23 protein-coding genes are annotated in these 24,364 nt (G+C 33.8%); 11 read left to right on the forward strand and 12 right to left on the reverse strand.

Going from position 1 to position 24,364, the window contains the following annotated elements:
- Positions 1–30: 30 nt before the first annotated feature.
- The 3 genes from I5776_RS10215 to I5776_RS10225 all read left to right on the forward strand — a co-directional run bounded on the left by I5776_RS10215 (position 31) and on the right by I5776_RS10225 (position 2,909).
- A complete protein-coding gene (locus I5776_RS10215; protein WP_202780497.1) occupies positions 31–330 on the forward strand; it encodes a hypothetical protein in 300 nt (99 codons plus the stop codon).
- Between the two features lie 94 nt (positions 331–424).
- Positions 425–994, forward strand: coding sequence for a YdcF family protein (locus I5776_RS10220; RefSeq protein WP_202780498.1), 570 nt, complete (start codon positions 425–427; stop codon positions 992–994).
- A 367-nt stretch (positions 995–1,361) separates the two neighbouring features.
- Positions 1,362–2,909, forward strand: coding sequence for an ABC-F family ATP-binding cassette domain-containing protein (locus I5776_RS10225; RefSeq protein ID WP_202780499.1), 1,548 nt, complete (start codon positions 1,362–1,364; stop codon positions 2,907–2,909).
- A 100-nt stretch (positions 2,910–3,009) separates the two neighbouring features.
- Here I5776_RS10225 and I5776_RS10230 read toward each other — a convergent pair whose 3' ends face one another.
- Positions 3,010–3,609 (reverse strand): YdcF family protein, encoded by a 600-nt coding sequence (locus I5776_RS10230; RefSeq protein WP_202780500.1) that lies wholly within the window; start codon positions 3,607–3,609, stop codon positions 3,010–3,012.
- Positions 3,610–3,874: 265 nt separating this feature from the next.
- Between I5776_RS10230 and I5776_RS10235 the strand changes: the two genes are divergently transcribed.
- Complete coding sequence (locus tag I5776_RS10235; protein WP_202780501.1) at positions 3,875–5,833, forward strand: GTP-binding protein; 1,959 nt, start codon at positions 3,875–3,877, stop codon at positions 5,831–5,833.
- 84 nt (positions 5,834–5,917) lie between these two features.
- Positions 5,918–6,205, forward strand: a complete 288-nt coding sequence (locus tag I5776_RS10240) for a DUF6509 family protein (RefSeq protein WP_202780502.1) — start codon at positions 5,918–5,920, stop codon at positions 6,203–6,205.
- Between the two features lie 58 nt (positions 6,206–6,263).
- Here I5776_RS10240 and I5776_RS10245 read toward each other — a convergent pair whose 3' ends face one another.
- On the reverse strand, positions 6,264–7,112 hold the full coding sequence (locus tag I5776_RS10245; RefSeq protein ID WP_202780503.1) for a hypothetical protein: 849 nt from the start codon (positions 7,110–7,112) through the stop codon (positions 6,264–6,266).
- Between the two features lie 163 nt (positions 7,113–7,275).
- On the opposite strand from I5776_RS10245, the gene I5776_RS10250 reads away from it, so the two are divergent.
- Both I5776_RS10250 and I5776_RS10255 read left to right on the forward strand, forming a co-directional pair.
- A complete protein-coding gene (locus tag I5776_RS10250; RefSeq protein WP_202780504.1) occupies positions 7,276–7,821 on the forward strand; it encodes an RNA polymerase sigma factor in 546 nt (181 codons plus the stop codon).
- Positions 7,775–8,683 (forward strand): hypothetical protein, encoded by a 909-nt coding sequence (locus I5776_RS10255; RefSeq protein ID WP_202780505.1) that lies wholly within the window; start codon positions 7,775–7,777, stop codon positions 8,681–8,683. The genes I5776_RS10250 and I5776_RS10255 overlap by 47 nt, the downstream gene beginning before the upstream one ends.
- Before the next feature lie 11 nt (positions 8,684–8,694).
- Here the strand turns inward: I5776_RS10255 and I5776_RS21615 are convergent, their stop codons facing one another.
- From I5776_RS21615 to I5776_RS10275, 4 genes are all read right to left on the reverse strand, one after another.
- Positions 8,695–9,156 (reverse strand): CBO0543 family protein, encoded by a 462-nt coding sequence (locus tag I5776_RS21615; protein ID WP_281397304.1) that lies wholly within the window; start codon positions 9,154–9,156, stop codon positions 8,695–8,697.
- Positions 9,083–10,204 carry a DUF2515 domain-containing protein gene (locus I5776_RS10265; protein ID WP_202780762.1) on the reverse strand — a complete coding sequence of 374 codons (1,122 nt, stop codon included), beginning with the start codon at positions 10,202–10,204 and terminating at the stop codon, positions 9,083–9,085. The genes I5776_RS21615 and I5776_RS10265 overlap by 74 nt, the downstream gene beginning before the upstream one ends.
- Before the next feature lie 163 nt (positions 10,205–10,367).
- Positions 10,368–11,129, reverse strand: coding sequence for a hypothetical protein (locus I5776_RS10270; protein WP_246483972.1), 762 nt, complete (start codon positions 11,127–11,129; stop codon positions 10,368–10,370).
- 108 nt (positions 11,130–11,237) lie between these two features.
- On the reverse strand, positions 11,238–12,893 hold the full coding sequence (locus tag I5776_RS10275) for an FAD-binding dehydrogenase (RefSeq protein WP_202780507.1): 1,656 nt from the start codon (positions 12,891–12,893) through the stop codon (positions 11,238–11,240).
- 297 nt (positions 12,894–13,190) lie between these two features.
- On the opposite strand from I5776_RS10275, the gene I5776_RS10280 reads away from it, so the two are divergent.
- A complete protein-coding gene (locus tag I5776_RS10280; RefSeq protein ID WP_202780508.1) occupies positions 13,191–14,018 on the forward strand; it encodes a polysaccharide deacetylase family protein in 828 nt (275 codons plus the stop codon).
- A gap of 30 nt (positions 14,019–14,048) precedes the next feature.
- A complete protein-coding gene (locus I5776_RS10285) occupies positions 14,049–14,720 on the forward strand; it encodes a YkyA family protein (protein ID WP_202780509.1) in 672 nt (223 codons plus the stop codon).
- Between the two features lie 96 nt (positions 14,721–14,816).
- Here the strand turns inward: I5776_RS10285 and I5776_RS10290 are convergent, their stop codons facing one another.
- Entirely contained in the window at positions 14,817–16,145 is a 1,329-nt protein-coding gene (locus I5776_RS10290) for an ATP-binding protein (RefSeq protein WP_202780510.1), read from the reverse strand.
- A 223-nt stretch (positions 16,146–16,368) separates the two neighbouring features.
- Between I5776_RS10290 and I5776_RS10295 the strand changes: the two genes are divergently transcribed.
- Together I5776_RS10295 and I5776_RS10300 are read left to right on the forward strand one after the other, a co-directional pair.
- A complete protein-coding gene (locus I5776_RS10295; RefSeq protein WP_202780511.1) occupies positions 16,369–17,385 on the forward strand; it encodes a TIR domain-containing protein in 1,017 nt (338 codons plus the stop codon).
- Entirely contained in the window at positions 17,385–17,564 is a 180-nt protein-coding gene (locus I5776_RS10300; protein ID WP_202780512.1) for a hypothetical protein, read from the forward strand. Before I5776_RS10295 ends, I5776_RS10300 begins: the two co-directional genes overlap by 1 nt.
- 336 nt (positions 17,565–17,900) lie before the next feature.
- On the opposite strand, the gene I5776_RS10305 is transcribed toward I5776_RS10300, so the two are convergent.
- The 5 genes from I5776_RS10305 to parE form a co-directional block, all read right to left on the reverse strand.
- Positions 17,901–18,359: a PH domain-containing protein gene (locus I5776_RS10305; protein ID WP_202780513.1), complete on the reverse strand. Its 459-nt coding sequence runs from the start codon at positions 18,357–18,359 to the stop codon at positions 17,901–17,903.
- A gap of 117 nt (positions 18,360–18,476) precedes the next feature.
- A complete protein-coding gene (locus I5776_RS10310; protein WP_202780514.1) occupies positions 18,477–18,944 on the reverse strand; it encodes a staygreen family protein in 468 nt (155 codons plus the stop codon).
- 64 nt (positions 18,945–19,008) lie between these two features.
- Entirely contained in the window at positions 19,009–19,767 is a 759-nt protein-coding gene (locus I5776_RS10315; protein WP_202780515.1) for a hypothetical protein, read from the reverse strand.
- Between the two features lie 126 nt (positions 19,768–19,893).
- Positions 19,894–22,329 carry a DNA topoisomerase IV subunit A gene (parC, locus tag I5776_RS10320; protein WP_202780516.1) on the reverse strand — a complete coding sequence of 812 codons (2,436 nt, stop codon included), beginning with the start codon at positions 22,327–22,329 and terminating at the stop codon, positions 19,894–19,896.
- Positions 22,329–24,305, reverse strand: coding sequence for a DNA topoisomerase IV subunit B (gene parE, locus I5776_RS10325; protein ID WP_202780517.1), 1,977 nt, complete (start codon positions 24,303–24,305; stop codon positions 22,329–22,331). Before parE ends, parC begins: the two co-directional genes overlap by 1 nt.
- Between the last annotated feature and the right edge of the window lie 59 nt (positions 24,306–24,364).

The raw sequence follows: 24,364 nt of genomic DNA on the forward strand, positions 1-24,364 counted from the left end.
AGAATAGTATTCTATTAAAGGGGGAAGAGAATGTACAGCGAAGAAAACGGTAGTAATAAGCAAAGTGTTAATAGAGATGAAGGGAACGTATGGGTTGGAATTGGAATAGGGTTTCTAATTTATTTCATTCCTTCGTTGTTTACTATTTTCGGGTTATTTCCGATCGCTTTTATCGCTCCGATTATACATGTTGCGGCCATCATCTACTTTTTCACCAAGAATAAGAAGATGACTGGAATCGGCCTTTTGATATTTGCTGGTATCGCAATTTTGTTAATTACTGCCTGTTTTGGTTTTGTCATATATAGTTTGAATAACTATCAAGGATAAACATACAGAAGGTAACGGATTACTAGAAATTGAAACTTTTCTCAAAAATCCTCGTCTAACATTTATAGTTGTTGTTACTTGAAGGGGGTTTCACATGAAAATAAAAATAATCATTGCTGCCATTTCCGTTCTTCTCTTAATTGCGGTTGCTTGGGCAAGTTATACTTTTATTCAAATAAAGAAAACAGCAAAAGAAGAGCCACCCAATGATATTCCATATATAATTATTCTTGGTGCAAAGGTAAATGGAGAAAAAATGTCCAAAGCGTTGTCCGAACGGGCAAAAGTGGGACTAGAATATTTAAGGGAAAACAAAAAATCAAAGGTAATAGTTACCGGTGGCCAAGGTCCAGATGAGAAAATTACAGAGGCAGAAGCGCTTCGTCGCTACATGATGGACAATGGAATATCTAAGGATCGTATTTTAATGGAAGATACATCCGTTAGCACATATGAGAATATTAAATTCGCTAAAAAACTTTATTCAATTGATGAAGCCGTCATAGTTAGTAGTGATTTTCATTTGTACCGTGCAATCCAGTTGGCGACTGCACAAGGGATAAAGGCATACCCACTTGCTGCAGATACGCCGAAGGTTGTAAAAATGAAATTATATGCAAGGGAATTATTGGCCATACTAAAGTGGAAAATTATCGGTGATTAACATACCTCTTTACCGAAAATTCAAACTTTGTTAAAATGAAAATGAATACGTTAATAAAAAGGAGTGGTAAAGGTCTTATGAGTATGTCTGTTGTTTTTCAAATGGTTTGAGCATAGAACGGGATAAGTCTGCCTATTTTTGCTAAACCAATCGTAAAACAACGGATAATCTGACCTTTATTCTTAAAAACGTTCGTGATTTAGAATGCTTCATTCTAATGGAACGAGGAAGGTAGGGTGATTTCCCTGCCTTTTTTTATATACAATTGAATAAAAGTAGACGAATAATTGAAAATCGTCTTGATCTTCGAAAACCTCCAAGTTTTACGATTGGTTCTATTTAAAAAGAACTTGTGGAGGGAACATATATGAGTATTTTAAACGTAGAAAAAGTAACCCATTATTATAGTGATCAATTAGTGTTTAAAGAAATTGATTTTCGTTTATTAACGAATGAAAGGGTCGGCTTAGTCGGACCAAACGGAGCGGGAAAAACAACATTGTTGAAGATTTTATCAGGCACACTACTGCCTGATCATGGGAAAATTGAGAAACTGCCTAATATTCGGATAGGTTATTTAGAGCAGCATATCAATTTAATAGAAGGTTTAAGTATACATGATTATTTACGAAGTGCATTTAAGAATTTATTTGAGTTAGAAAATGAAATGCTTCAACTAACCTTTGAAATGGCTTCAAGTCATTCCGAACAATTAAAATCTCAATTGAATAGATATTCACACATACAGGAGCAGTTGGAGTTTTATGATTTTTATTCAATTGATAAAAAAATAGAAGAAATTTCATTCGGTCTTGGTATTCATCTATTAGGTATGAACACGGATGTATCAAACCTAAGCGGTGGTCAGAGGACAAAATTATTGCTTGCCAAGCTTTTATTGAGTGAACCAGATATTTTATTATTGGATGAACCAACGAACTATTTGGATTATGCGCATATTCAGTGGTTAAAGGATTATTTATTAAATTACAAGAATTCTTTCATTTTGATATCCCATGATACTGATTTTCTAAATGAGATCGTAAACGTGATTTATCATTTGGAACATAAACAGTTAACAAGATATGTAGGTAACTATCAGCAGTTTTTAGATGCTTATGAACAACGGAAACATCAATTGCATGATGCTTATGAAAAACAACAAGAGGAGATTCGAAAGCTTGAAACATATATCCAAAAGAACAAGGCACGTGCATCTACAACTAAACAAGCTAAATCACGCGAAAAAAGATTAATGAAAATGGAGCGAATGGATAAACCGCTAGAACTACCAACGCCTAGATATAAATTTACATTATCTGAACGACCAACTAGTGTCATTGTTGAAACTAAAAAATTGATGGTTGGTTATACAAAACCTTTGCTTTCCCCTTTAACGGTCAAAATAAAAAGGGGAGAAAAAGTAGCAATAAAGGGGCATAATGGAATTGGCAAGTCTACAATGTTAAAGACAATAATCGGTGAACTTGCACCGATAGATGGGAACATCAGCTTCGGACAGAATGTTAAACCTGCTTACTTTTCACAGGAATGGAATACTTCTTCTAATATGACGCCACTAGAGTTTATTTGGTCAATGAATGAAGAGATGACACAAAAAGAAATTCGTCTAGCGCTTGCTCGTGCAGGCATAAGAAACGACCATATGTTTCAATCATTGCATTCTTTAAGTGGTGGGGAGCAAACAAAGGTAAGATTGGCTCAATTAATGCTGGAAAAAAGTAATTGGCTAATTCTTGACGAACCGACTAATCATTTAGATGTTCAAGCAAAGTCTGCACTATCCGAAGCATTAAGAAAATATGAAGGAACCGTTTTAATTGTTTCACATGAACCGCAATTTTATTCAGAATGGTGTACCCAGATTTGGGATTTGGATGAATACAGGAACTAAGGTCTCATTCGATGGCCATATGGACTTTGTTAGGAGTTAAAATTTCGGCAAAAATAACTGGAAATTTTAAGAGAGGAAATGAGCGTAATCCAAATTGATATTATATATCAGCATCTATAATTGCGCCTTGTTTCACATAACGAATAATTTTTTTTGATTCCAATTCAACGCGTTTCCGCATATAGGGATGATTAAACCAACTAGCTTCCATGGAAGTTTGATTTTCAACAGGACAAAGTGAAAAATCAATCCAATCCGGCATATATGTTTTCAAATTAAGGTATATTCTTCGCATGTGCGGAAACGTTGTAACAATAAGCAATCGTTGAATCTTGTGTAATTGAAATTCCCTATCTAGGACAAGTAAAGAGGCAAGAACATTTTCTTTCGTGTGCATGGACATTGTTTCAACTAATATATCATTATCTGGAATCCCTAACTCAATCGCTTTTGATTTTAAAAGTAAAGCTTCACATAATCCAGAGTTATTCCAAATCGCACCACCTGAAAATAATATTTTCTTTGCCCTTCCTTTTTGATATAACTGAATGGCCTTAGGTAACCGATATTGAACAGCTGATTTACTGCCTGGTACGAATATACATTCTCCATTTTTCTTATCATCAGAAATATTGGAATAGATCAAGCGAGTCATTATTTCGTTGGTTAAGTGATTTTCATCTAATTCCGATATTCTCATTTTTTCACCTCTGGAAATAGTTCACTAATTAGTTCATAATATTTAGTCTTAGTTCTGCCCTCATATATATTACGAATACTTTAGCTGTTTAGTATGTTTGAATATATATATATTTACGTATTTTCAATACATATATGCTTTAAATCTTATTTCATTAATAGATCTGATAAAATATACATTTACAAAATTGCAAAAATGTTAACAGTACATGCTTCTTAGTTTATAATTAAATTCTCCATTCAATTGAAAAATATGAGGTGGCAAAGTGAAACAAATAACAATTGGAATAGTAGCTCATGTTGATGCAGGAAAAACGACGTTTGCTGAACAGCTCTTATTTCATACGAAAAGTATCCGTCACCGAGGAAGAGTCGACCATCAAGATGCATTTATGGATAACCATCATATAGAAAAGGCAAGAGGAATAACTGTATTTTCCGAACAAGCCCACTTTGTTTATAACGATACGATGTACCATCTAATCGATACACCGGGACATGTTGATTTTTCTTCTGAAATGGAACGATCCATTCAGATAATGGATTACGCAATCGTTATTATTAGTGCAGTCGAAGGTGTAGAGGGACATACAGAAACGGTGTGGCAATTACTTAGGCAGTATAATGTCCCAACCTTTTTCTTTATAAATAAAACGGACCGTGTTGGTGCAGAATTAAATCGCGTGATTGGTGAGATTCAGACAGAGTTATCCTCAAATGTGTTTTACATCGATCAATCTTTAAAAAAAGTGATACTAAATCAAAACGTAATTGAATGGTTAGCCGAAAAAAACGACATATTGTTGGAAAAATTTTTGAACGACGATTACAATTCAGGGATATGGCTATTATCGATGAAAGAAATGATTAAATCAAATGCAATTTTTCCAATATTAAGTGGCTCAGCTCTCCAAGACATAGGAATTTCTACTTTTATTAAAACAATCGATGAATTAACTTTTGCCCATTTTGATTCAAATTGTTCATTCTCCGGGAAAGTGTATAAAATAAGACACGATGAAAAGGGAACAAAACTTGCTTATATAAAAGTATTAAGCGGGACATTGAATGTACGTGATGTCATTCATTATGCTGTTGGTGAAAATCAAGTTTCAGAGAAAGTGACCCAAATGAGAAGATACAATGGGAAGAAATATGAAATTATTGATCAAATAAGTGCAGGTGAATTAGTTGCAGTTACCGGATTATCAGCTGTTTCTGTCGGTTCGCGTCTAGGTTGTTTAGAGGAAGAGAACATAGGTAATACAATGGTACCGACACTAAAGTCAAAGGTCATTTTTGATGCTTCTTATCATATAAAAGATGTTTTATCTTGCTTACAGTTATTAGATATGGAAGACCCCAGTTTAAAATTAACTTGGGATGAAAGCCTACAAGAAATCCATATTCATGTGATGGGAAGCATTCAGCTGGAAATTCTTCAGCAAATTATTATGGATCGGTTTCAGCTAGCAGTTACATTTGATAAGCCGAATATATTATACAAGGAAACGATTAATACAACAGTCATTGGGTATGGTCATTTTGAACCATTAAAGCATTACGCAGAGGTACATATAAAATTAGAGCCATCACAACGATCAAGGGGAATCAGTTTTCAAAGTGTATGTCACACAGATGATCTCATCGTTGGATATCAAAATTTAGTGAAACATTATTTACTTGAGAAAGAGCATCGAGGTATTTTAACGGGATCTCCTCTTACAGATATGAAAATCACTTTATTAACTGGAAGGGCACACAATAAACATACGAGTGGTGGAGATTTTAAGGAAGCGACACTTAGAGCGTTAAGGCAAGGACTTGAGAAGGCTGAAATAATATTGTTAGAACCTTTCTATGAGTTTAAAATTAAAGTAGATCTAGATGATATGGGAAGGGTCCTCTCTGACATACAAGCATCGTATGGCATATTTAATCCGCCTGAAATAAACAGTAATAAAGCCATTATTACTGGGAGTGTTCCTGTAGCCACCTTTATCGGCTATAGTACGGTTTTCGCCTCTTTTACCCATGGAAAGGGTTCGTTATCGCTTCAGTTTGGCGGCTATCATCAATGCCATAATGAAAAAGAAGTGATTGAACAGATCGCATACAATAAAAATGCAGATAAAGAATACAGTTCTTCATCGATATTTTGCTCAAAAGGTCAAGGGTTTATAGTTCCGTGGGATGAAGCAGAAGAGAAGATGCATTGTTTATAAAAAAATTATTTTATACATACTACTTGATGTGTATAATAATCAAAGTATACTAATTTATAGGTTTTGAAGGGACGGCATTCATAAATGAACATTACAGGATTTACACTAGAAAAGCTTGAAGACCCAACAGGAATATTAGTCGGAGACCGTTATGAATACATAATTGATATCGAAGTACCTGAAGATGATGAACTTTTTTCTGAAAAAGGATTATTTGTTAAGGTTATATATGTGGTAGATGGTAATGAACAACGTATTGCGCAATATCAAATTTTTGAGAAAATCACACACACGTATTTAGACTTTGAACTAGAGGAAGAAGAATTACAATTGATACATGTATTTTGTAAAGAAAATCTTGAATCACTTTAAAGTTTAAAGAGAAGAATCGTATAGTATAGATAAAAAAAGCAGGTTTTGTCTGCTTTTTTTATTTTTTTTCAATTTCAGAAAGTAGTGAATCAATAGTAACTTTCCATGGAGTAAGCGGTGAAGTTCTCATTAATTGAAAAGATACTCGAGTTTTTAACGCTCCTTTTTCTTTTATAAACATTTGGAGATCAACAGGAACTGTATAAGAAATTATCTGTGCGTCTGTTTTATTTGTCGCTTGTCTATTCCACCGAATGGTATCAATCTTATCCAGTTTATTTATCTGTTTTTCAATATTTTTTTGTTTGCTGATTGCTACTTTTTTGATTAGCCCTTTATCTCCATTCTTAATAAAGACCATTAGTGCATCTGTGACTTGATTTGGCGTCGCATTGACTAAATATTCGTCAATTTTCCCCGCAGCTTTAAGTATCATTAATTGATGTGATAAATCTGATCTCTCCGTTTTGTGTGTCGTACTTCCAATGAAATGAATGCAAAAGTGACCAGGAAAACCATTTTGAAGAGCACCAGCTCCATGGGGCATCCCGTGCATGGAAGCAGTGATTAAACGATCCTTTGCTAATATTAATATTGCTCTACGACGCCAGCTCCAGTGACCGTGATAAATATCTTTCATAATTTTTGTATCTTTCCTCGTTAGCGGCTGCACATCCGCATGATGCTTTCCAGCCCTTCTTTGCACGTCAAAACTCTTCCCGGATTCCACATCAATTACAGTGAACTTTGACATTTTAGGGATGATTTTATTTACTTCTTTCCAATGCTGCGATTCTATCTGAAAATTGATTGGAAACCCATTAGTCTGTATGTTACTAGCATATGTGTATGTGTAAAAAGGATATATCGTTAGGACGAGGAATATAGACAGTAGAAGTTTTATCATTTTTAGTAACTCCACCTTTATTTTGATTGATTAATTTGTATTTTTTCCAAACTTAGTTAAGGAATAGCTATAAAATGTTGGAAATCATTGTATTCAAACAAGAAGTTTTTTTCTGTAATATTTTTTCGTTCTATTCGTCTAATGAATAAAGGAGGGGAGACGTTTGGGGGGATATTCAATTGAAGAGTTATTTCAGAAATATGAACAAGATATCACAAGTTATTTAATTTATTATACAGGTTCCGCGGATGTCGAGGATTTAGTACAGGATACTTTTTTAATAGCAATGAGAAATTTATCAAACTTCCGAGAGAATTCGCATCCAAAAACATGGTTAATCTCAATTGCAAGAAATATTGTTATCGATAAGTTTCGAAGAAGAATATTATGGCGGAAAATCAAAAATATATTATCAACTGAACAAAACACGTTAGATACCGTTGAAATGGAAATAATCAAAAAGCAAGAAAATAATCAATTATATAAGGCAATTTATAAGCTACCTACACAATATAGAGAAGTAGTCATCCTTCGTGGAATAATGGAACTATCAGCAAAAGAAGCGAGTGACATAGTAAAATGTAGTCCAAATAAAGTGAATGTTCTGTACCATCGTTCATTAAAAAAATTAAGAGAAATTTTAAAGAAGGAGGGATATACTTATGGAGGAAATCAAAGATATAAAGGAAAGTCTAAAAAATCTTCCTAAATATTCTTTAAATACTGAGCAAAAGCAGAAAATATTACTTTCGCTACAGACAAAACAACTGCCAATGAAGAGAAGGCAATATAAGTTACCAATCATTTCATTTGCAACATGCTTGTCTATCCTTTTTTTATTAATTTTTACCCAGCTACTGATAAGTAATCAACCACATCCTCAAAAGACTTTAACCCAGTTAAATGGTCAAAAAGGAAAAATGTTTACACTTCCTGATACGAAACAAGAAGTGTTAGGGATTGAAAACAAGGTAGGGATTTTAAATGTATTTAATCATTTTGTTGCAAAAGACGAGAGAAGGGTTGCAAAGCTAATGCTCTATTTCTGGGGAAACCCAAATGCACTGGTATCAAAAAAATATCGTGTTGAAGCAGTTAATCAATTTGGCCAAAAATTATTACTGTCTGAAGGAGATCTTTCTTCAGGTTTAAATAATGAAGATGCACATACATTAACGCAGTTTTCCCCATTTCCAGTGGAGGGAAAGTGGCAACTCTCATTTTATGTTGATGATAAATTATACGATGAGTTTACACTTGATGTTTTACCGCCATTTCCGAAAACTAAACATTATATTTTAAATGATTCTCCGAAAGAATTGATCATTGGAAAGCAAGAGCGGATTAGTATTGAGAGTTCCTGGAAAAATAAAAAAGAAATAACTGTAAAGCTATTTGATGATAAAGGTAAAGTAGTTGATCAACAAATCTTTGAGAGAGAAGAAATGAATTATCGTGACGCAAGTTCAAATGATCTCATTTATTTCTTTAATGGAAAGCTTACATTTCCTAAGAAGTCTACTTGGACGTTAGAAATAGATGGAGAAAAAACAAAATTTTTCGGCAACTAAAATGCCCTAATCTAAGCTCGGGGGAGATCACGATCATTTGACCATTGATAAAAACAATAGATGAACACAAGATAAAATGTATAACCAATAAATGAATAAAGGTGATTCCACGAATCACTATGTGCAAAATAACCGATTGATTCTGAAAATCTTTCACCAACTGTCATCAACATACTTAGCATAAATATTAATATGACTTTTTTGCTTAAACTCAATATATTACAAAGAAGAAGAAAGAAACTTGTTAATAGCGGCAATCCTACACAAGTAAAAAGAATATTGAATGAAAATATATGTGGCAATGGTCTTTTTGGGAAGGTATAAAGCGTTTTACCTATAAAGAATAAGTCCAGATATGTGCCTAATAATGATGCAAGTAACAGGGTGGGAATGTTTGTTCTAATCCATAAATGAAAGAGCCTTTTTCGTGATTGCTGCCAGTTCAAGTCTTTCGAGTGTTTTACAATACTCATGTTTAATCTCTCCGTCTACATGTTCTTTTGAATCAATAAGATAATAGATTACTTGCCAATTTGAGTACCAGTCGCCGAGTTCAGCATCTTGATGCTCCTGATTTTTCCAAGCGTATTCTAATTTCGGACTATAGAATCGTGGGGAATTAGGAAGTAATTGACACGATTTTAACCTTGTTTTTACAAATCGACCAGGCGTATCCTCGTTAACATCGTTAAATATCTGCGGCCAATAGTCTTTGCGTGATGCACTATGCGGATGGCTACTGGCCCAATTTTCAGTAAGAGCTAAAAGATTACGATTAATAAATAGAATATTATATAAGCGTTTACCTAAAAGAATACGCTCATGTAAATTTAAAAAATGGTTCAATGTTTGTCCGGATAAACAAAGTTGTTTATTTTTTACATAAGGGAAGAGGATTTGGTTCATTGAAAGGATATCCTGTAATTTAAACTCAATTGTTCCGAAAACGTCTTTTTTAAATAACGGATTATTAATCACTCTTTTTTCTAAATAATTTTGCTCATTTACAATTAAAGCTATGGCCAATTTGTATGGATCTTTATCCTGCCAAAACTGATTCCATACAGCAACCATAAATTTGGATACATGTAAATGGGGGAGGAGATGAAAGAGGTTTTGCCCTTTCATTTTACTTTCTTCATACACTAGAAATTGTGGGTATGCATCTTGAAAGATTAACCAATTTCCTCTTTCCAAAAATGTAAAAAAGGAAGTAGCTTCTTTTTTTGACAGTAGTTTTGATAAAATGCTCCCTTTTAAGTCAGTCATATTCCATCCACCATTTCTTGATACCATATGTCCTAAAAATGCCCAATGAATTTCTGGATGCCTTTGATAAAAATCAAGATAAGCGTTCGTTCTTGTAATATTGTTTTTGTTTAGCGAGTATGTTTGTTCTTTAATACGCCTAATGATAAATTCTTCCTTTGGTAATAGCTTAATGTTGACATTCCTTGTTAATTCTTTTTTGATTTTTATAAGGGATTTAGAAAGTAATTTACTTTTTTGTTTATTGAACATTAGCAATCGAATAATTCCCTCCTCGATATATAACCTTATAATGAAGAGAATTTTTGCAGTAAAGTTTTATCTGTTTTTGTTTATTTTATTATGTAGAATTAAAAGAAATGATAAGTAAAATATTTTTCCAAATGAAAAAGCTAGAGGTTTTAAAAATTTACCTCTAGCATTTTTTGATTTTTGAGGGATTGTTAATTTTATAATAAACTGGAGTATCGATGATGAATTTTTCTTCAACATCTTTTCCTTTAGGTAATTTCTTTTTCACTATTTTCCCATTGAATTCTAGTGTATCTTTTGGAAGTAGTTCTAATTTCTTTAATGTTTTTGAGTGAGAACACCAGCTAAGACCAATTTCAAGCGGAGTCTCTTCATGAATAACGACATTTTCTAGAATGATAACCTCATCATTTTCTTCATTAAAATTATTCCAACTTAATGCAAATTGCTTAACCACCGCTGTAAAGTGCACTTTTTCTTCTGGTAATTGGATCTTTCCCGGTTTCTGTTGTTTTTCTTCCTCCTTAGTTGTTTCATTATGTACTTCTTCAGCGTTTTTCTCTTTACTCTGAGTAGTTTTCGTTTCAAGTTTTTGTTTAGGAGATGGTTCGCTGTTACTAGTTGAGACATAAACTTTTCCGAAACTCGGTGATTGCATCTCCTTTAAATAGGCAGGGTGGATGCAGCATAATTTCCCATCTTCAAATTCAATAATAACTGTATTATATTCCTCTGATTGTCCATATATTTCATATCCAATTATTTTAACAGCGCTTTTTTGCGTATCGTCTTTAAACCAGAATTGTTTTTTTACTTCTTTTGTGGTGGATAAACCCCATTCTCGAACTTTTTCTTCATAGTGGTTTTCATCTAGAAATTGAGAATAGTCTCCCTTTGGAGGAAGAAACAATGTGTTATTTGTCACCTGATCCACATCCTTTCCTAATCATTGTACACGAATATCCTACTTGTAGAAAATAGAAAACAGGGAATAGATAGACAGAATATATATCAACAATCGAGGAATCGTTTTTTATTTCAACTCTTGAATGAGGGCTTTGCTTGATTGGAGAGCGGTGAAAAGGCAACCACCAACAAACGTTCCTTCAAGAGAACGATAGCCATGTATTCCGCCACCCCCAAACCCAGACACTTCCCCGGCAGCATAAAGTCCATTAACTGGATTACCCGATGAATTTAATACACGACCTGATAAATCGGTTTGTAATCCTCCAAGCGTTTTTCGACTTAAGATATTTAGTCGAACAGCAATTAATGGACCGTTTTTCGGATCGAGAATTTTATGTGGTTTTGCCACACGAATAAGTTTATCACCAAGATACTTACGAGCACCACGTAAAGCAGTAATTTGTAAGTCTTTTGTAAACGTATTTTCCATTTCTCGATCCCTAGCAATGATTTGACGCTCTATATCCTCAAACTTGAGTAACCCAGTGCCCGTAAGTTTATTCATTCCTTCTACTAACGTTTGTAAATTATGAGCAATGACAAAATCTTCTCCTTTATCCATGAAAGCTTGAACAGGAGGAGTGGCCCCCGGTTTTACTCGAGACAATACTTGTCTTATACTTTTACCTGTTAAATCCGGATTCTGTTCTGATCCAGAAAGTGCAAATTCTTTTTCTATTATTTTTTGCGTTAAAATAAACCAAGAATAATCATATCCCGATGCTTGAATTGCCTCTAGTGTTCCTAATGTATCAAATCCCGGGAAATTTGGAGCTGGGAAACGTTGACCTTTCGCATCAAGCCAAAGTGAGGAAGGACCTGGAAGGATACGAATACCATGCATGGGCCAGATCGGATCCCAATTTTTAATTCCTTCTGTATAATGCCACATACGATCCCTATTTACGATTCGGCCGCCAGCTTTTTCGGTTATGGCCAACATGCGACCATCCACATGCTTTGGTACACCGGAAATCATATTATTTGGAGGAGTACCCAATCTTTTGGGCCAATTTTCCCTAATCAACTCATGATTCCCACCAATTCCACCGCTTGTCACAATGACTGCTTGGGAATAAAATTCGAAGTCACCAATTACTTCCCGTGAACTTGATTGACCACGAGCATCTGTGCTAGGCACTAATTTGGATCCGTGTACTCCAATGACTGAGCCATTTTGGGTTATTAATGAATCAACTCTATGTCTAGGTCGAAAATCAACAAGACCTCTTTTAATTGCATTTCGAACTCTTGTTTCAAACGGTTTTACAATTCCTGGTCCCGTACCCCATACAATATGAAATCGAGGAACTGAGTTACCATGTCCCTCCGCCAGATAACCCCCGCGTTCCGCCCAACCAACGACAGGGAAGAAACGTACACCTTGTGCATATAACCATTCTCTTTTTTCACCGGCTGCAAAGTCAACATAGGCCTCGGCCCATTTTTTTCCCCAATAATCCTCATCTTCAAGTCTATCAAATCCCGCTGTACCTAACCAGTCTTGCCAAGCTAGATCCCGTGAATCCTTAATTCCCATTCTACGTTGTTCCGGTGAATCCACAAGAAATAATCCACCAAATGACCACCACGCTTGGCCGCCCAATGATGCTTCTGGTTCTTGGTCAAGTAGTAAAACGCGTTTATTTGCGTCTCCGAGTTCCGCAGTTGCTACTAAACCAGATAAACCAGCACCTATGACAATTACATCATATTCCATTTATATCCCCCTAAAATAATAAATTTTGCAATAGATTATTATTAGAATATAAAAACTAATAGGAATTTATTGATAATATTTATATTATAATCCGGTGTCCATTTAAAGTAAATGTGACATAACCCATTGAGGTGATGTTGAAACATGGAAATAAATGTTGAAGTTTGTAATTTTTTTGTCACCCTTTTTTAGGATATACCTATTATACTAGTTGAAGTAGAAAAACACGAAGGTGATTAAATGACTAACAGGCGAAAACAGAGAAAAAAAAGAATAATTTTTGAGATAGGCGCACTGGTGATTATCTTATTATTTATTGTCGGATTTTCTTTTAGAGGAACTGAAGATGATGTAATAGTGGCAGTTCAAAAACATGGCCCTCCTAATGAAATACCTATGTTGAAAAATTCCCCTGAACTAAAACAAACGATGAAAGGTTCAACCTATGCAGATTCTATTATTCAGAAAGAAAAGGAACTGATTCAACAGGAGGAAAATCAAAAGATTGTTTATTTAACTTTTGATGACGGACCCTCATCCGATGCAAACCAGTTACTTGATGTTTTAGACCATTATCGTGCAAAGGCTACATTTTTCATGTTAGCTCCTCAAATAAAAGCACATCCGGAAGTTGTTAAACGGATGGTAAAAACGGGATATGCCGTAGGTCTCCATGGTGTTACACACGACGCTCATCAATTTTATCATTCAAAGAAAAGTCCATTGCATGAAATGCAAGAGGACCAAAAGGTACTTGAGAAAATTACTGGTGTGAAATCGACACTCATTCGAACCCCATATGGCAGTGTTCCTTATATGTTGGATTCCTATCGAAAGGAAATTGAATCATACGGATTTCAGCTATGGGATTGGGATATTGATAGCGATGATTGGAAATCAAACAGTAAGGCATTTGTTTATCGTGTTATAAATGAAATTAAACTTATGGAAAGTGTCGGAAAGCACCCTGTTATATTAATGCATGATCGCGGTCCGACAATTAAATATTTACCAATATTATTAAATTGGTTAAATAAAAATCATTTTGTTACTAAAAATCTTGAAGAAAGTATGGACGCATATAGTTTTAAATGTAATGACCGTTGTCATCCTTTTGGCTCATAAAATCATAGATTACCAGAAAGGGGGATAAAGGTGAAAAAGTGTGCAACAAAAACATCTGTTCTTATCGTAGCGATTGTTATAGCATGTATATCAATTCTGACAGGTTGTGAATCAGTAAATAAAGAGATTGCAACGATTTATCTTCACTTAGAAAAAGCCGCAAAGGAAGAATCAAATTTAAATAAATATCAAAAAGATCTGAATAACTTGCAAAAACAAGAAAATGATCTCTATACATCGATACTTGATTTAAAAGTTACGAGTAGAAAAATTGACCCAATACTTGAGAAAGCACGTGAATCATTACAAAAGCGACAAAAACTTATACAAAATGAAAATAGTATTATCGAAAATTCATATAAAGAAGTAAAAAAAATTAAGACGATTATGGAAAAAATTGATGATCAAACACTTCGTAACAAATCGGAGAAAATGGCGAAATCAATTAAAAAACGTTATGAAATATTCAAGAAGATATACTACTTGTCAAATGAAAATATAAAAACTGACCAAAAGTTGTATAATTATTTGCAACAAAAAAACATCCATATTAAAAATTATAATAAACAAATTAAGAAATTAAACAAAGATACTAATCAATTAAAAGAACTGGAAAAAAAGTTTAATTTTTATACGGATCAGTATAATAATGCAAAAATGACGCTTTATAAAGCGGGAAATTTAAAATGGTCTTCAAAATAATGGCTTAGTTAATTTGCAACTTAGGATAAATTATAGGCAACTTTTCTTAAATTTTCTTCATCTGATAGATGGTTGTTTAAGAAAAGGGCCTTTTTACTATGCGTGGTTTACATTGCTCATTATCATTTCATTAATGGGAAGTATGATCTCGAAGGTGGTCCCAATCCCCAGTTGACTTGAAATATGGATTTTACCTTTATGGTTTTCAATTATTTTAAAACATGTAGTTAAACCAAGACCGGTTCCTTTTTCTTTTGTAGTATAAAAGGGTTGTCCAATTTTAGTGAGTAGTTCCTCTGATATGCCACAACCGGTATCTTTAATGTAAAGAGAAACAAAATTATTAGATTGACATTGCACGATTTCAATTTTTCCATTATACCCAATGGATTCCATCGCATTCTTCAGAATATTTATTAAAACTTGTTTTAACTGGTTTTCATCTCCATATATCCATAACGGTTCAGCCGATTTATGATTATTTATTTCAACATTATCCATATTCGCTTTGGAGATAAGCAAAGCTACAACATAGTCTATTGTTTTCAAAATATCGAATGTTTGAAAGGAAACGGACTGTGGCTTGGATAGCATTAATAGCTCTCCCAGGACGAGTTCAATTCTTTCGATTTCAGAGAAAATTATTCTTATGTATTCCAGATCCAGTTCTTTTCTTTCCTTCAATAATTGCAAAAATCCTGAAATTGACGTCAAAGGGTTTCTAACTTCATGGGCGATGGCAGCAGATAGCTGTGCTATAACACTTAATTTTTCCGATTGAATGGTCAGATCTTCATTAAGTTGAAGTAACTCCTGTTCTGAGAATTTCCGTTCAGTAATATCAGTAAGTGTTCCAACGGTAGATAACAAATTATTATGCACATCATAGTTATATTTCATATTTAGTTCTACCCACACAAAGCCACCGCTATTTTTCCGAAAACGTATTTCTTTTCTAATGCTCATATGCGAAGTGCCATTATTATTGTAAATATTGTCTGCAATGAATTGGTCTTCATGGTAAACAAACGATTGTAATTGTACTCCGATACTTTCATCAAAAGTAAAGCCCGTAAGATTCTCCCATGTGGGATTTAACATAATGAAATTCCCACAATTATCCGTTTGATAAACAACTTGATTTAAATTATTAAAAACATAATTGGTTTCATCTAATAACTTTTTATATTTTTCTTCACTGATTGTTAGATTTTTAAGAAGAAATTTTGAATGGTCATAGTAGGATGCGATCCACCAAACAATAGCAGCTAAGATAATCGTATAAGACAGATCTAATAACATATTAAAATGGTAGTTGTAATAACCATAAAATATGGAGTTCCATAATGTAACAGCAAAAACAAAAAAAGTAGTAGCAACAATTCTTCCCGTAAACTTGCCGAACATAGCATCAACACCATTCATTTAGAATATATCTAGCATAACCGAAAAGACCTAATTACGGAATAATAATTTACGGAATATTTAATCAATAAAAGGCTACTTTTGTCAATTATTCAATTTATATTTTCTTTTACAATCAAGCAGAACGTATATTCTTAAAGTGTGATATAATTATTGATAGATGGGGAAAATTATTACATTTCAAAATTTTAATTGATAAACTGAAAGTTTCATAGGAGGAATTATGGAAGAAAATAAACCAAGTGTTTTTATCGGCTCGTCCAGAGAAGCGATGGATTATGTAAACGCTGTTCAAAAGGCACTTGAATATCATGCTGACGTTAATCCTTGGTATGCAGGCGTTTTTACACCTGGGAATTATACAATGGAAGATTTGGAAAATCAGTTAAACCGAAACGACTTTGCTATTTTTATTTGTTCTCCGGATGATATAATTAATATACGTGGAACAACCTATTTAATTACAAGGGACAATACACTATTTGAGATGGGACTTTTTTGGGGAAGATTAAAAAGAGGAAGAGTTTTTTATTTAATCCCGAATACAGTACCAAAAAAAAGAGAAGATATAAATACCCAAAATTATCATCTTCTTACTGATTTAATTGGTGTTAATCCACTAACATATCAGGCACTATCAAAAAATTATGATTCAGCTGTTAGTGTATCATGTCATCATATTATAAATAAAATAAATGAGCTGAAATTTTTTAAGGATCCAGAAATGATTTTACAAGAAGTACAAAAAAGGCAAAGAGAAAGAGATGAAGTTGCTCTTTTTACCCTTAAATTAACGAAAGAACTCATAGAGAATGATAAATCAATGGTTTATGAATACCTATCTGATGCACTTAGAAGTGTTTACGCTATCCATTCATTATTTAAAATGGATGGAGTGGGAGTTTGGAAAAAAGAGGGTACAGATGGGTTAAAGCACGTTGCCGGAAAAGCAGGAGATGTAAATTTTTATCCTTTTAATGCAAATGATGATAAGGGAGAAAATGCTGCAGACAGAATACTAGTGATTGACAGCTTATTGAAAGGAGAAGAATTGGTTCTTCTAACAAAAGATCACTTGTTTAAAACATATCTGATATGCTATCCTATTGGTAACGAATTAGTAATAACAGTTACCGTTTCAGGACCAGAAGCACTAACTGATGAACAAATTGATTCCCAATTCCTTGCAAACTATGATTTGATTAAAACAATAAATTACCTATTTGGAGGTGCTTCGTAATGACAAGAATTATTAATCCAGCTGATCAAGGGAAAATTTTCGATAAGGATTTGTATAAACTCGGAAAGCCAGTTGTTGGTATTAAAGCAGTTGCACCCGTGAAAGGTAAAGAACAAGTTGGATCAGTTGTATATAAACGGAAAGCAAAATACGGAGACCTTTTTGAAAATCACGCGTAAATATATTTAAACTTATAATATCATTAACTAACTTATTGAATGATTCCTGTTTGAACAGGGGTCATTTTTTAATGCGATAAAATGAGTAAAGGTAACGATCGATTTGTCAATGCATGTATTTTGTGTTAAGTATGAGGGTGGTGGAGCTTTTTATGAACCCTTTTTTTATTAAGTTTACATAATATATATTATAGGAAGTTATTAAGCGGAAATTAATTCTGTCTCATTTCAAAAGAATACTTGTTATATTGAGACAGAATTAATTTTTTCATTTATTTATTTAATTGTATCCTAAGTTTCAATGTATAAGATAATTAATCGAAATGCAGCTTTGCTTTACATAACACTTTTATTTATGGAGTTTTTATTATATGTTTTATCAACAATTTTAGGATTAATTTTCTGCAGTTCGTTAATAAATTTAATTTGATTTTTTGGCGATATGATAATTGTGTGCCATTTGTTATAGTGAATTTCTATTCGATCCATTGATAATGCCGGGCTTGTGATAATGTTTTTTGTGCTTTCAATTGCTTTAATTTCATTTATGCTGATTAGTGCGTATTTAAATGGTCCAGCGATAATTTTCAGGTCACCATTATTAATTTCATAGTATGTATTTATCCATAACCAAATAACAAAAACGAGCGAAATACTTACAATGATTAATCCGAAAAGTGAATCTGAATTATCGATTCCATTCATTAATAAAATGACAATTGTTCCAAATAAACCCATTAATAAACTCCAAGTAATAATAGTAATGATAGGCCCTTTTTTAGAATAATAACGCATACCCCTCTAATCCCCCACTTTTTATATCTACTATTGAATATACGAATTAAATTCATTATAGTTTCAAAATAATTTACATTTATTAAAAATCAAAAAAAACACAGGAATTCACCTGTGTTAAATACTTACCGATTCTTTCTTTAAATATTTTCTTGCTGTACCCATATATAGTGTTTGATAGATTTCGGGATATTTTGTTTTAATTTCAACGTGTATCGGTGCATCCAATAGTAAAGGATGATAAAGGATGAATCGCTTGTCTGCTTCAATAATTTGTGCGATGAGATGAGGCAATTCTTTTTGATAAATCATGTAACGAACTTGATCTAGTTTGTCGTTATAACTTTCAGGATTGATATTTATTCTTCCTAAAAGGATATATTCCCCCATTTTTGTGGTCCATTCTGCTTGAATTACGTCAAAATGATCACTTGATAACTTCATAAATGGAAATTGTGTACCGATTGACAATAACCACCCACCAGTAGCTTCAGAATGTGTTAATGTGTATTTTCTACCTTGTAAGGGATTTAAATCTGTTGCTGGTGGAATGATATTTTTTGATAATTTGTCTAACTGATCCATGATAAGCATCCCCTCTTTATCTTATCTATGCATACCCTATTGTATGATACTTGCCTATAAAAGGTTACCAATCTTTCCATTTTGTTTGTATTAGCTTCCATTTTCCATTTTCAAAGTACCAAACAGATATAATGGTTCCTAACGCGTCTGCATGGTAAGCTCCACTCACCCGACGATAAGATATTAACCCAAATCCTTCTTTTTCTTTGACTTTTACAATTTTATACATGGCAACTGGGTCAATCATTAATTCTGTAGGTTCGTTTAACATCCCATTTTCTTGAAATAATCCTAAACGAATATAATCTTTTTTGCGACCGGATAAATTGAAATTCTTCGTAAAATTAATATTTGGAATTGTGAGGTGTGCTTTGTAATAATTTTCAAAGTGTCCCTGAACATTTAATGGAGGTGGCATTGGGATATCAATCATTTTACTATCTTTTAAAGTTGTTAAACGGTAATTATATATCCCTCCACTTCCGCCTGTACCACTAGACTCTAATAAATCTAATACATTATCATGATTAAGATCTGCAAATTCAATTTTTGGCTTATATCCTGGCTCATACTCAATTCGAAATTTTTTATTGTTGGATGAAGTTATTTCTGTCCAAATTTTCTTCATGTACATACTACTGACATCTACTTGAATCCCTTTTAAGATAATTTTGTCTGGTTTTCTGTCACCAGTGACATCAACTTTATATTCATGTATTATCTTTTCATTAGTTTTAGCTGACTCTCCGGCGTATGATATAGCAACTGTACTAAGCGACATAAAGAAAAACGCAAATATAGCAAGTACGTATTCTTTTTTCATAGTCGAACCTCCTTCATTTCTTTTGCTCATTATTGTTACCAATTCTTTTTTTGTTATGTAAAAATAACCAATTTGGGAAAATAAAAAGCATTTGTCCAAGTATTATGAACAAATGCTTTTTATACTTTATTCTTCTGTTGTATTGGTCTTTTCTTTCCAGATTTCTTTAACTATACCATTTTCACTTTCATCAATTACGAATGAACCATTTGTATATCGGTCATTATAACGCAAAGTCTCAATTGAAATCGATTCGATTACTTCTTTTTCTGTTTGAAGCCAAATACTATCTTTTTCTTTAACAACCTCTATACCGATAATTCGATGCGGATTATTTTTCAATTCTCGAAGCATCACAACACCACGTTTTGCCCGGGTTGCTTTTTCAAACTCACTTAATTTCATTTTTTTTACAGCACCACGTTGGGTTGCAATAAAAATGGCTTCTTCTTTGGTGTTTTCTATTATTTTCCCAGAAGTGACGTAATCTCCATCTTTTAAGTTTATCCCTTTTACTCCTGCCGCACGAGCACCAACAATATTTACTTCTTCTTCGTCAAACCATAGACCATACCCTAAGTAAGTTCCAATAAATACATCTTTAGAGCCATCGGTTAGATGCACATCAACAACTTCATCGTCGCCCTTTAAATTAATAGCGACAAGGGGTTTAGAATACCTTTGGGCATTATATTGAATTAATTCCGTCTTTTTGGCCATTCCGTTTCTTGTAATAAATAATAAATAGTTCGTGGTATTAAAGTCTTTAATTTCAATTACTTTAACAATTCGTTCGTCTTTTTCAATTGGAATAATATTTGTAATGTGTTGTCCAAGATCTTTCCAACGAATATCTGGAAGTTCATGAACAGGACAATATAAGTAATTACCTTTGTTAGTAAATAGAAGAACAACACTTGTCGTATTAATTTCTTCTTGAAATAATACTCTATCTGTCTCTTTTATTGCAAGATCTTGTCCATTAGATGCCGAGTATGATCTCATACTCGTTCTTTTAACATATCCATCCTTCGTTACTGTTACCATAACGTCTTCATTAGGAATCATAACCTCTAGGTTAATTTTAATTTCCTCAATTTTTTCTTCAATAAGGGCCCTTCGATCATTTACATATTTCTTTTTAATTTCTTTGAGTTCCTTTTTGATGACGTTTAATAAATTTCTTTCGCTATCTAGAATGGATGTAAGTTCTTCTATTTTTTGCTTAAGCTCTTTTGATTCCTTTTGTAATGCGGTAATATCCGTATTGGTTAAACGATATAGTTGCAAAGATACGATTGCTTCGGATTGGGCTTCAGTAAACTGGAATTGCTCAATCAAATTATCCTTGGCATTGCGTTTATCTTTCGATGCGCGAATCGTTGAAATGACTTCATCTAATATTGATAAAGCTTTCATCAATCCTTCTACAATATGCTGCCGTTCTTTTGCCTTATGTAAATCGTATTTTGTACGATTGGTTACGACTTCTTTTTGATGGCCAATATAAGCATCCAGTAACTCTTTCAACCCCATAAGTTTTGGTCTGCGATTAGCAATTGCCACCATGTTGAAATTGTATGTTATTTGCAAATCTGTATTTTTAAATAAATAATTCAGGACTCCATCTGCATGGGCATCCTTTTTTAATTCAATGACTATACGAAGACCAGTACGGTCGGTTTCATCACGTACTTCGGAAATCCCTTCTACTTTTCGATCTAATCGTAATTCATCAATTTTCTTTACCATATTCGCTTTGTTTACTTCATATGGAATTTCAGTTACAATGATTTGCTCGCGCCCGCCTCGTACGGATTCAATTTCTGTCTTACCACGGACTACTATTTTTCCTTTACCGGTTTCATAAGCCTTTCTTATTCCATCAATCCCTTGAATAATTCCACCAGTTGGAAAATCAGGTCCTTTAATGACTTTCATTAAATCATCAATAGAACAATCCGGTTTTTCAATACGCATAATCGTACCATCTATCACTTCACCTAAATGATGGGGTGGAATATCGGTTGCATAACCTGCAGATATTCCAGTTGAACCATTAACCAAAAGATTAGGAAATCTTGCCGGTAACACAGTCGGCTCCTTTGATGTATCATCAAAGTTTGGTATAAAATCGACTGTATCCTTATCAATATCATTTAATAACTCTGAAGCTATTGCCGATAATCTTGCTTCAGTATAACGCATAGCAGCAGGAGGGTCCCCATCAATACTTCCATTATTGCCATGCATTTCAATTAAACCGTTTCTTACTTTCCAATCTTGACTCATGCGAACCATGGCTTCATATACTGAAGAATCACCATGTGGATGATAATTACCGATTACATTACCAACCGTTTTTGCCGATTTTCGGAAGCCTTTTTCATTTGTGTTTCCTTCAACATGCATCGCATATAAAATGCGGCGTTGCACAGGCTTTAAACCGTCACGGGCATCCGGTAACGCGCGATCTTGAATAATATATTTACTATACCGTCCAAAACGATCACCTAATACTTCTTCAAGGGGCAGATCTTGAAATTTTTCAACATTAGTCATCAGTCTTGGTCCCCTCCTTCAACTGATAGATTTTCATTTTCTAAAATGCTTTGATCTTCTTCTAAACCAAAGGCTACATTGTTTTCGATCCATTTCCTGCGAGGTTCAACTTTATCACCCATTAAAGTTGTTACACGTCGTTCTGCACGAGCAGCATCATCAATTCGTACCCGTATCAATGTTCTTGATTCAGGATTCATCGTCGTTTCCCATAATTGATCGGCATTCATTTCACCTAATCCTTTGTAACGCTGAAGCATATATCCCTTACCCACTTTTTTCGTAACGCTTTGAAGTTCATCGTCCGTCCATGCATATTCAATTATTTCCTTTTTTCCGGATCCTTTACTTACTTTATACAAAGGCGGTAAGGCAATATAAACTTTCCCCGCTTCGATAAGTGGTTTCATATATCGATAGAAAAATGTCAACAGTAGCACTTGTATATGTGCTCCATCGGTATCCGCATCTGTCATGATGATCACTTTATCATAGTTGACATCTTCTAAGTTAAAGTCTGGTCCAACACCAGCACCTATCGTATGAATGATTGTATTAATTTCTTCATTCTTAAAAATATCTTGGAGTTTTGCCTTTTCCGTGTTGATTACTTTACCACGTAATGGGAGAACTGCTTGAAACTTGCGATCACGTCCCTGTTTCGCTGAACCGCCTGCAGAGTCTCCTTCGACAAGATAAAGTTCATTTTTTTGTGGATTTCGCGACTGTGCCGGGGTTAACTTTCCAGATAAAAGACTTTCCGACTTTTTGCGCTTTTTTCCACTTCGAGCTTCTTCACGGGCTTTTCTTGCCGCTTCCCTTGCTTGAGCCGCTTTAATTGACTTTTTGATAAGCAAATTACTTGCTTCAGGATTTTCTTCTAGAAAGTAGGCAAGATGTTCTGAAATGACTGCATCCACAGCGGATCTTGCTTCACTTGTTCCCAGTTTTCCTTTCGTTTGCCCTTCAAATTGCAGTAACTCTTCCGGAATCCGGACCGAAACAACTGCCGCTAGTCCCTCACGAATGTCGGTCCCTTCCAAGTTTTTATCCCGTTCTTTCAATAAATTTACTTTACGGGCATACTCATTGATCACCCGTGTCATTGCCGTTTTGGCGCCCACTTCATGAGTGCCTCCATCCTTTGTACGAACATTGTTAACAAATGAAAGCATACTTTCCGAGAAGCCATCATTAAATTGAAAAGCATATTCTACCTCAATTTGACTTGCTTCCCCTTCAATAAATACGACAGGATGAAGAATATCTTTACCTTCATTTAAATATTCAACAAAAGCTTCAATTCCATTTTCATAGAAAAAAACATCTTTTTGATCATAACGTTCATCAATAATTTCAATTTTTAATCCTTTTAATAAAAAAGCAGACTCACGTAAACGTTCACACAATGTATCGTAATTATAAGTAGTTGTACTAAAAATAGTTGGATCAGGTTTGAAATGAATAAGTGTACCTGATTGGTTTGATTTTCCGATTTTTTCTAAAGTTGTTTCAGGTTTTCCGCCATCTATAAATTTTTGTTGATAAACATATCCATCCCGTTTAATGGTAACAATAAGCCATTCAGACAATGCATTAACGACAGATGCACCCACACCGTGCAAGCCGCCACTTGTTTTATATCCGCCCTGTCCAAATTTTCCACCTGCGTGTAAAACAGTGAAGATTACTTCCGTAGTAGGCTTCCCTAGTTTGTGCATTCCGGTAGGCATTCCACGTCCTTTATCTTCAACACTAATACTGTTATCTTTATGTATTTTAACAATAATATGATCTCCGTTTCCTGCTAAAGCCTCATCAACGGAATTATCTACTATTTCATAAACTAAATGATGCAGCCCGCGAGCATCAGTTGAGCCAATATACATACCTGGTCGTTTTCTTACGGCTTCGAGGCCCTCTAATACTTGTATTGCATCATCATTATATTCAATCAAGTTTTGTTTCTTTGCCACAAATATTCCCCTTTCAAACAACACTGCTCTCTATCTACTTTCCTCATTACTTTCTACAA

The sequence above is a fragment of the Heyndrickxia vini genome (assembly GCF_016772275.1).
Taxonomy (GTDB): domain Bacteria; phylum Bacillota; class Bacilli; order Bacillales; family Bacillaceae_C; genus Heyndrickxia; species Heyndrickxia vini.

Bases quoted from the DNA above. Each gene is read 5' to 3' on its own strand.
- I5776_RS10215 (WP_202780497.1), top strand. From the start codon at position 31: ATGTACAGCGAAGAAAACGGTAGTAATAAGCAAAGTGTTAATAGAGAT.
- I5776_RS10265 (WP_202780762.1), bottom strand. From the start codon at position 10,204: ATGTTCAATAAACAAAAAAGTAAATTACTTTCTAAATCCCTTATAAAA.
- I5776_RS10220 (WP_202780498.1), top strand. From the start codon at position 425: ATGAAAATAAAAATAATCATTGCTGCCATTTCCGTTCTTCTCTTAATT.
- I5776_RS21615 (WP_281397304.1), bottom strand. From the start codon at position 9,156: ATGAGTATTGTAAAACACTCGAAAGACTTGAACTGGCAGCAATCACGA.
- I5776_RS10305 (WP_202780513.1), bottom strand. From the start codon at position 18,359: ATGCGTTATTATTCTAAAAAAGGGCCTATCATTACTATTATTACTTGG.
- I5776_RS10245 (WP_202780503.1), bottom strand. From the start codon at position 7,112: ATGATAAAACTTCTACTGTCTATATTCCTCGTCCTAACGATATATCCT.
- I5776_RS10255 (WP_202780505.1), top strand. From the start codon at position 7,775: ATGGAGGAAATCAAAGATATAAAGGAAAGTCTAAAAAATCTTCCTAAA.
- I5776_RS10225 (WP_202780499.1), top strand. From the start codon at position 1,362: ATGAGTATTTTAAACGTAGAAAAAGTAACCCATTATTATAGTGATCAA.
- I5776_RS10310 (WP_202780514.1), bottom strand. From the start codon at position 18,944: ATGGATCAGTTAGACAAATTATCAAAAAATATCATTCCACCAGCAACA.
- I5776_RS10275 (WP_202780507.1), bottom strand. From the start codon at position 12,893: ATGGAATATGATGTAATTGTCATAGGTGCTGGTTTATCTGGTTTAGTA.
- I5776_RS10315 (WP_202780515.1), bottom strand. From the start codon at position 19,767: ATGAAAAAAGAATACGTACTTGCTATATTTGCGTTTTTCTTTATGTCG.
- I5776_RS10240 (WP_202780502.1), top strand. From the start codon at position 5,918: ATGAACATTACAGGATTTACACTAGAAAAGCTTGAAGACCCAACAGGA.
- I5776_RS10290 (WP_202780510.1), bottom strand. From the start codon at position 16,145: ATGAATGGTGTTGATGCTATGTTCGGCAAGTTTACGGGAAGAATTGTT.
- parC (WP_202780516.1), bottom strand. From the start codon at position 22,329: ATGACTAATGTTGAAAAATTTCAAGATCTGCCCCTTGAAGAAGTATTA.
- I5776_RS10295 (WP_202780511.1), top strand. From the start codon at position 16,369: ATGGAAGAAAATAAACCAAGTGTTTTTATCGGCTCGTCCAGAGAAGCG.
- I5776_RS10300 (WP_202780512.1), top strand. From the start codon at position 17,385: ATGACAAGAATTATTAATCCAGCTGATCAAGGGAAAATTTTCGATAAG.
- I5776_RS10230 (WP_202780500.1), bottom strand. From the start codon at position 3,609: ATGAGAATATCGGAATTAGATGAAAATCACTTAACCAACGAAATAATG.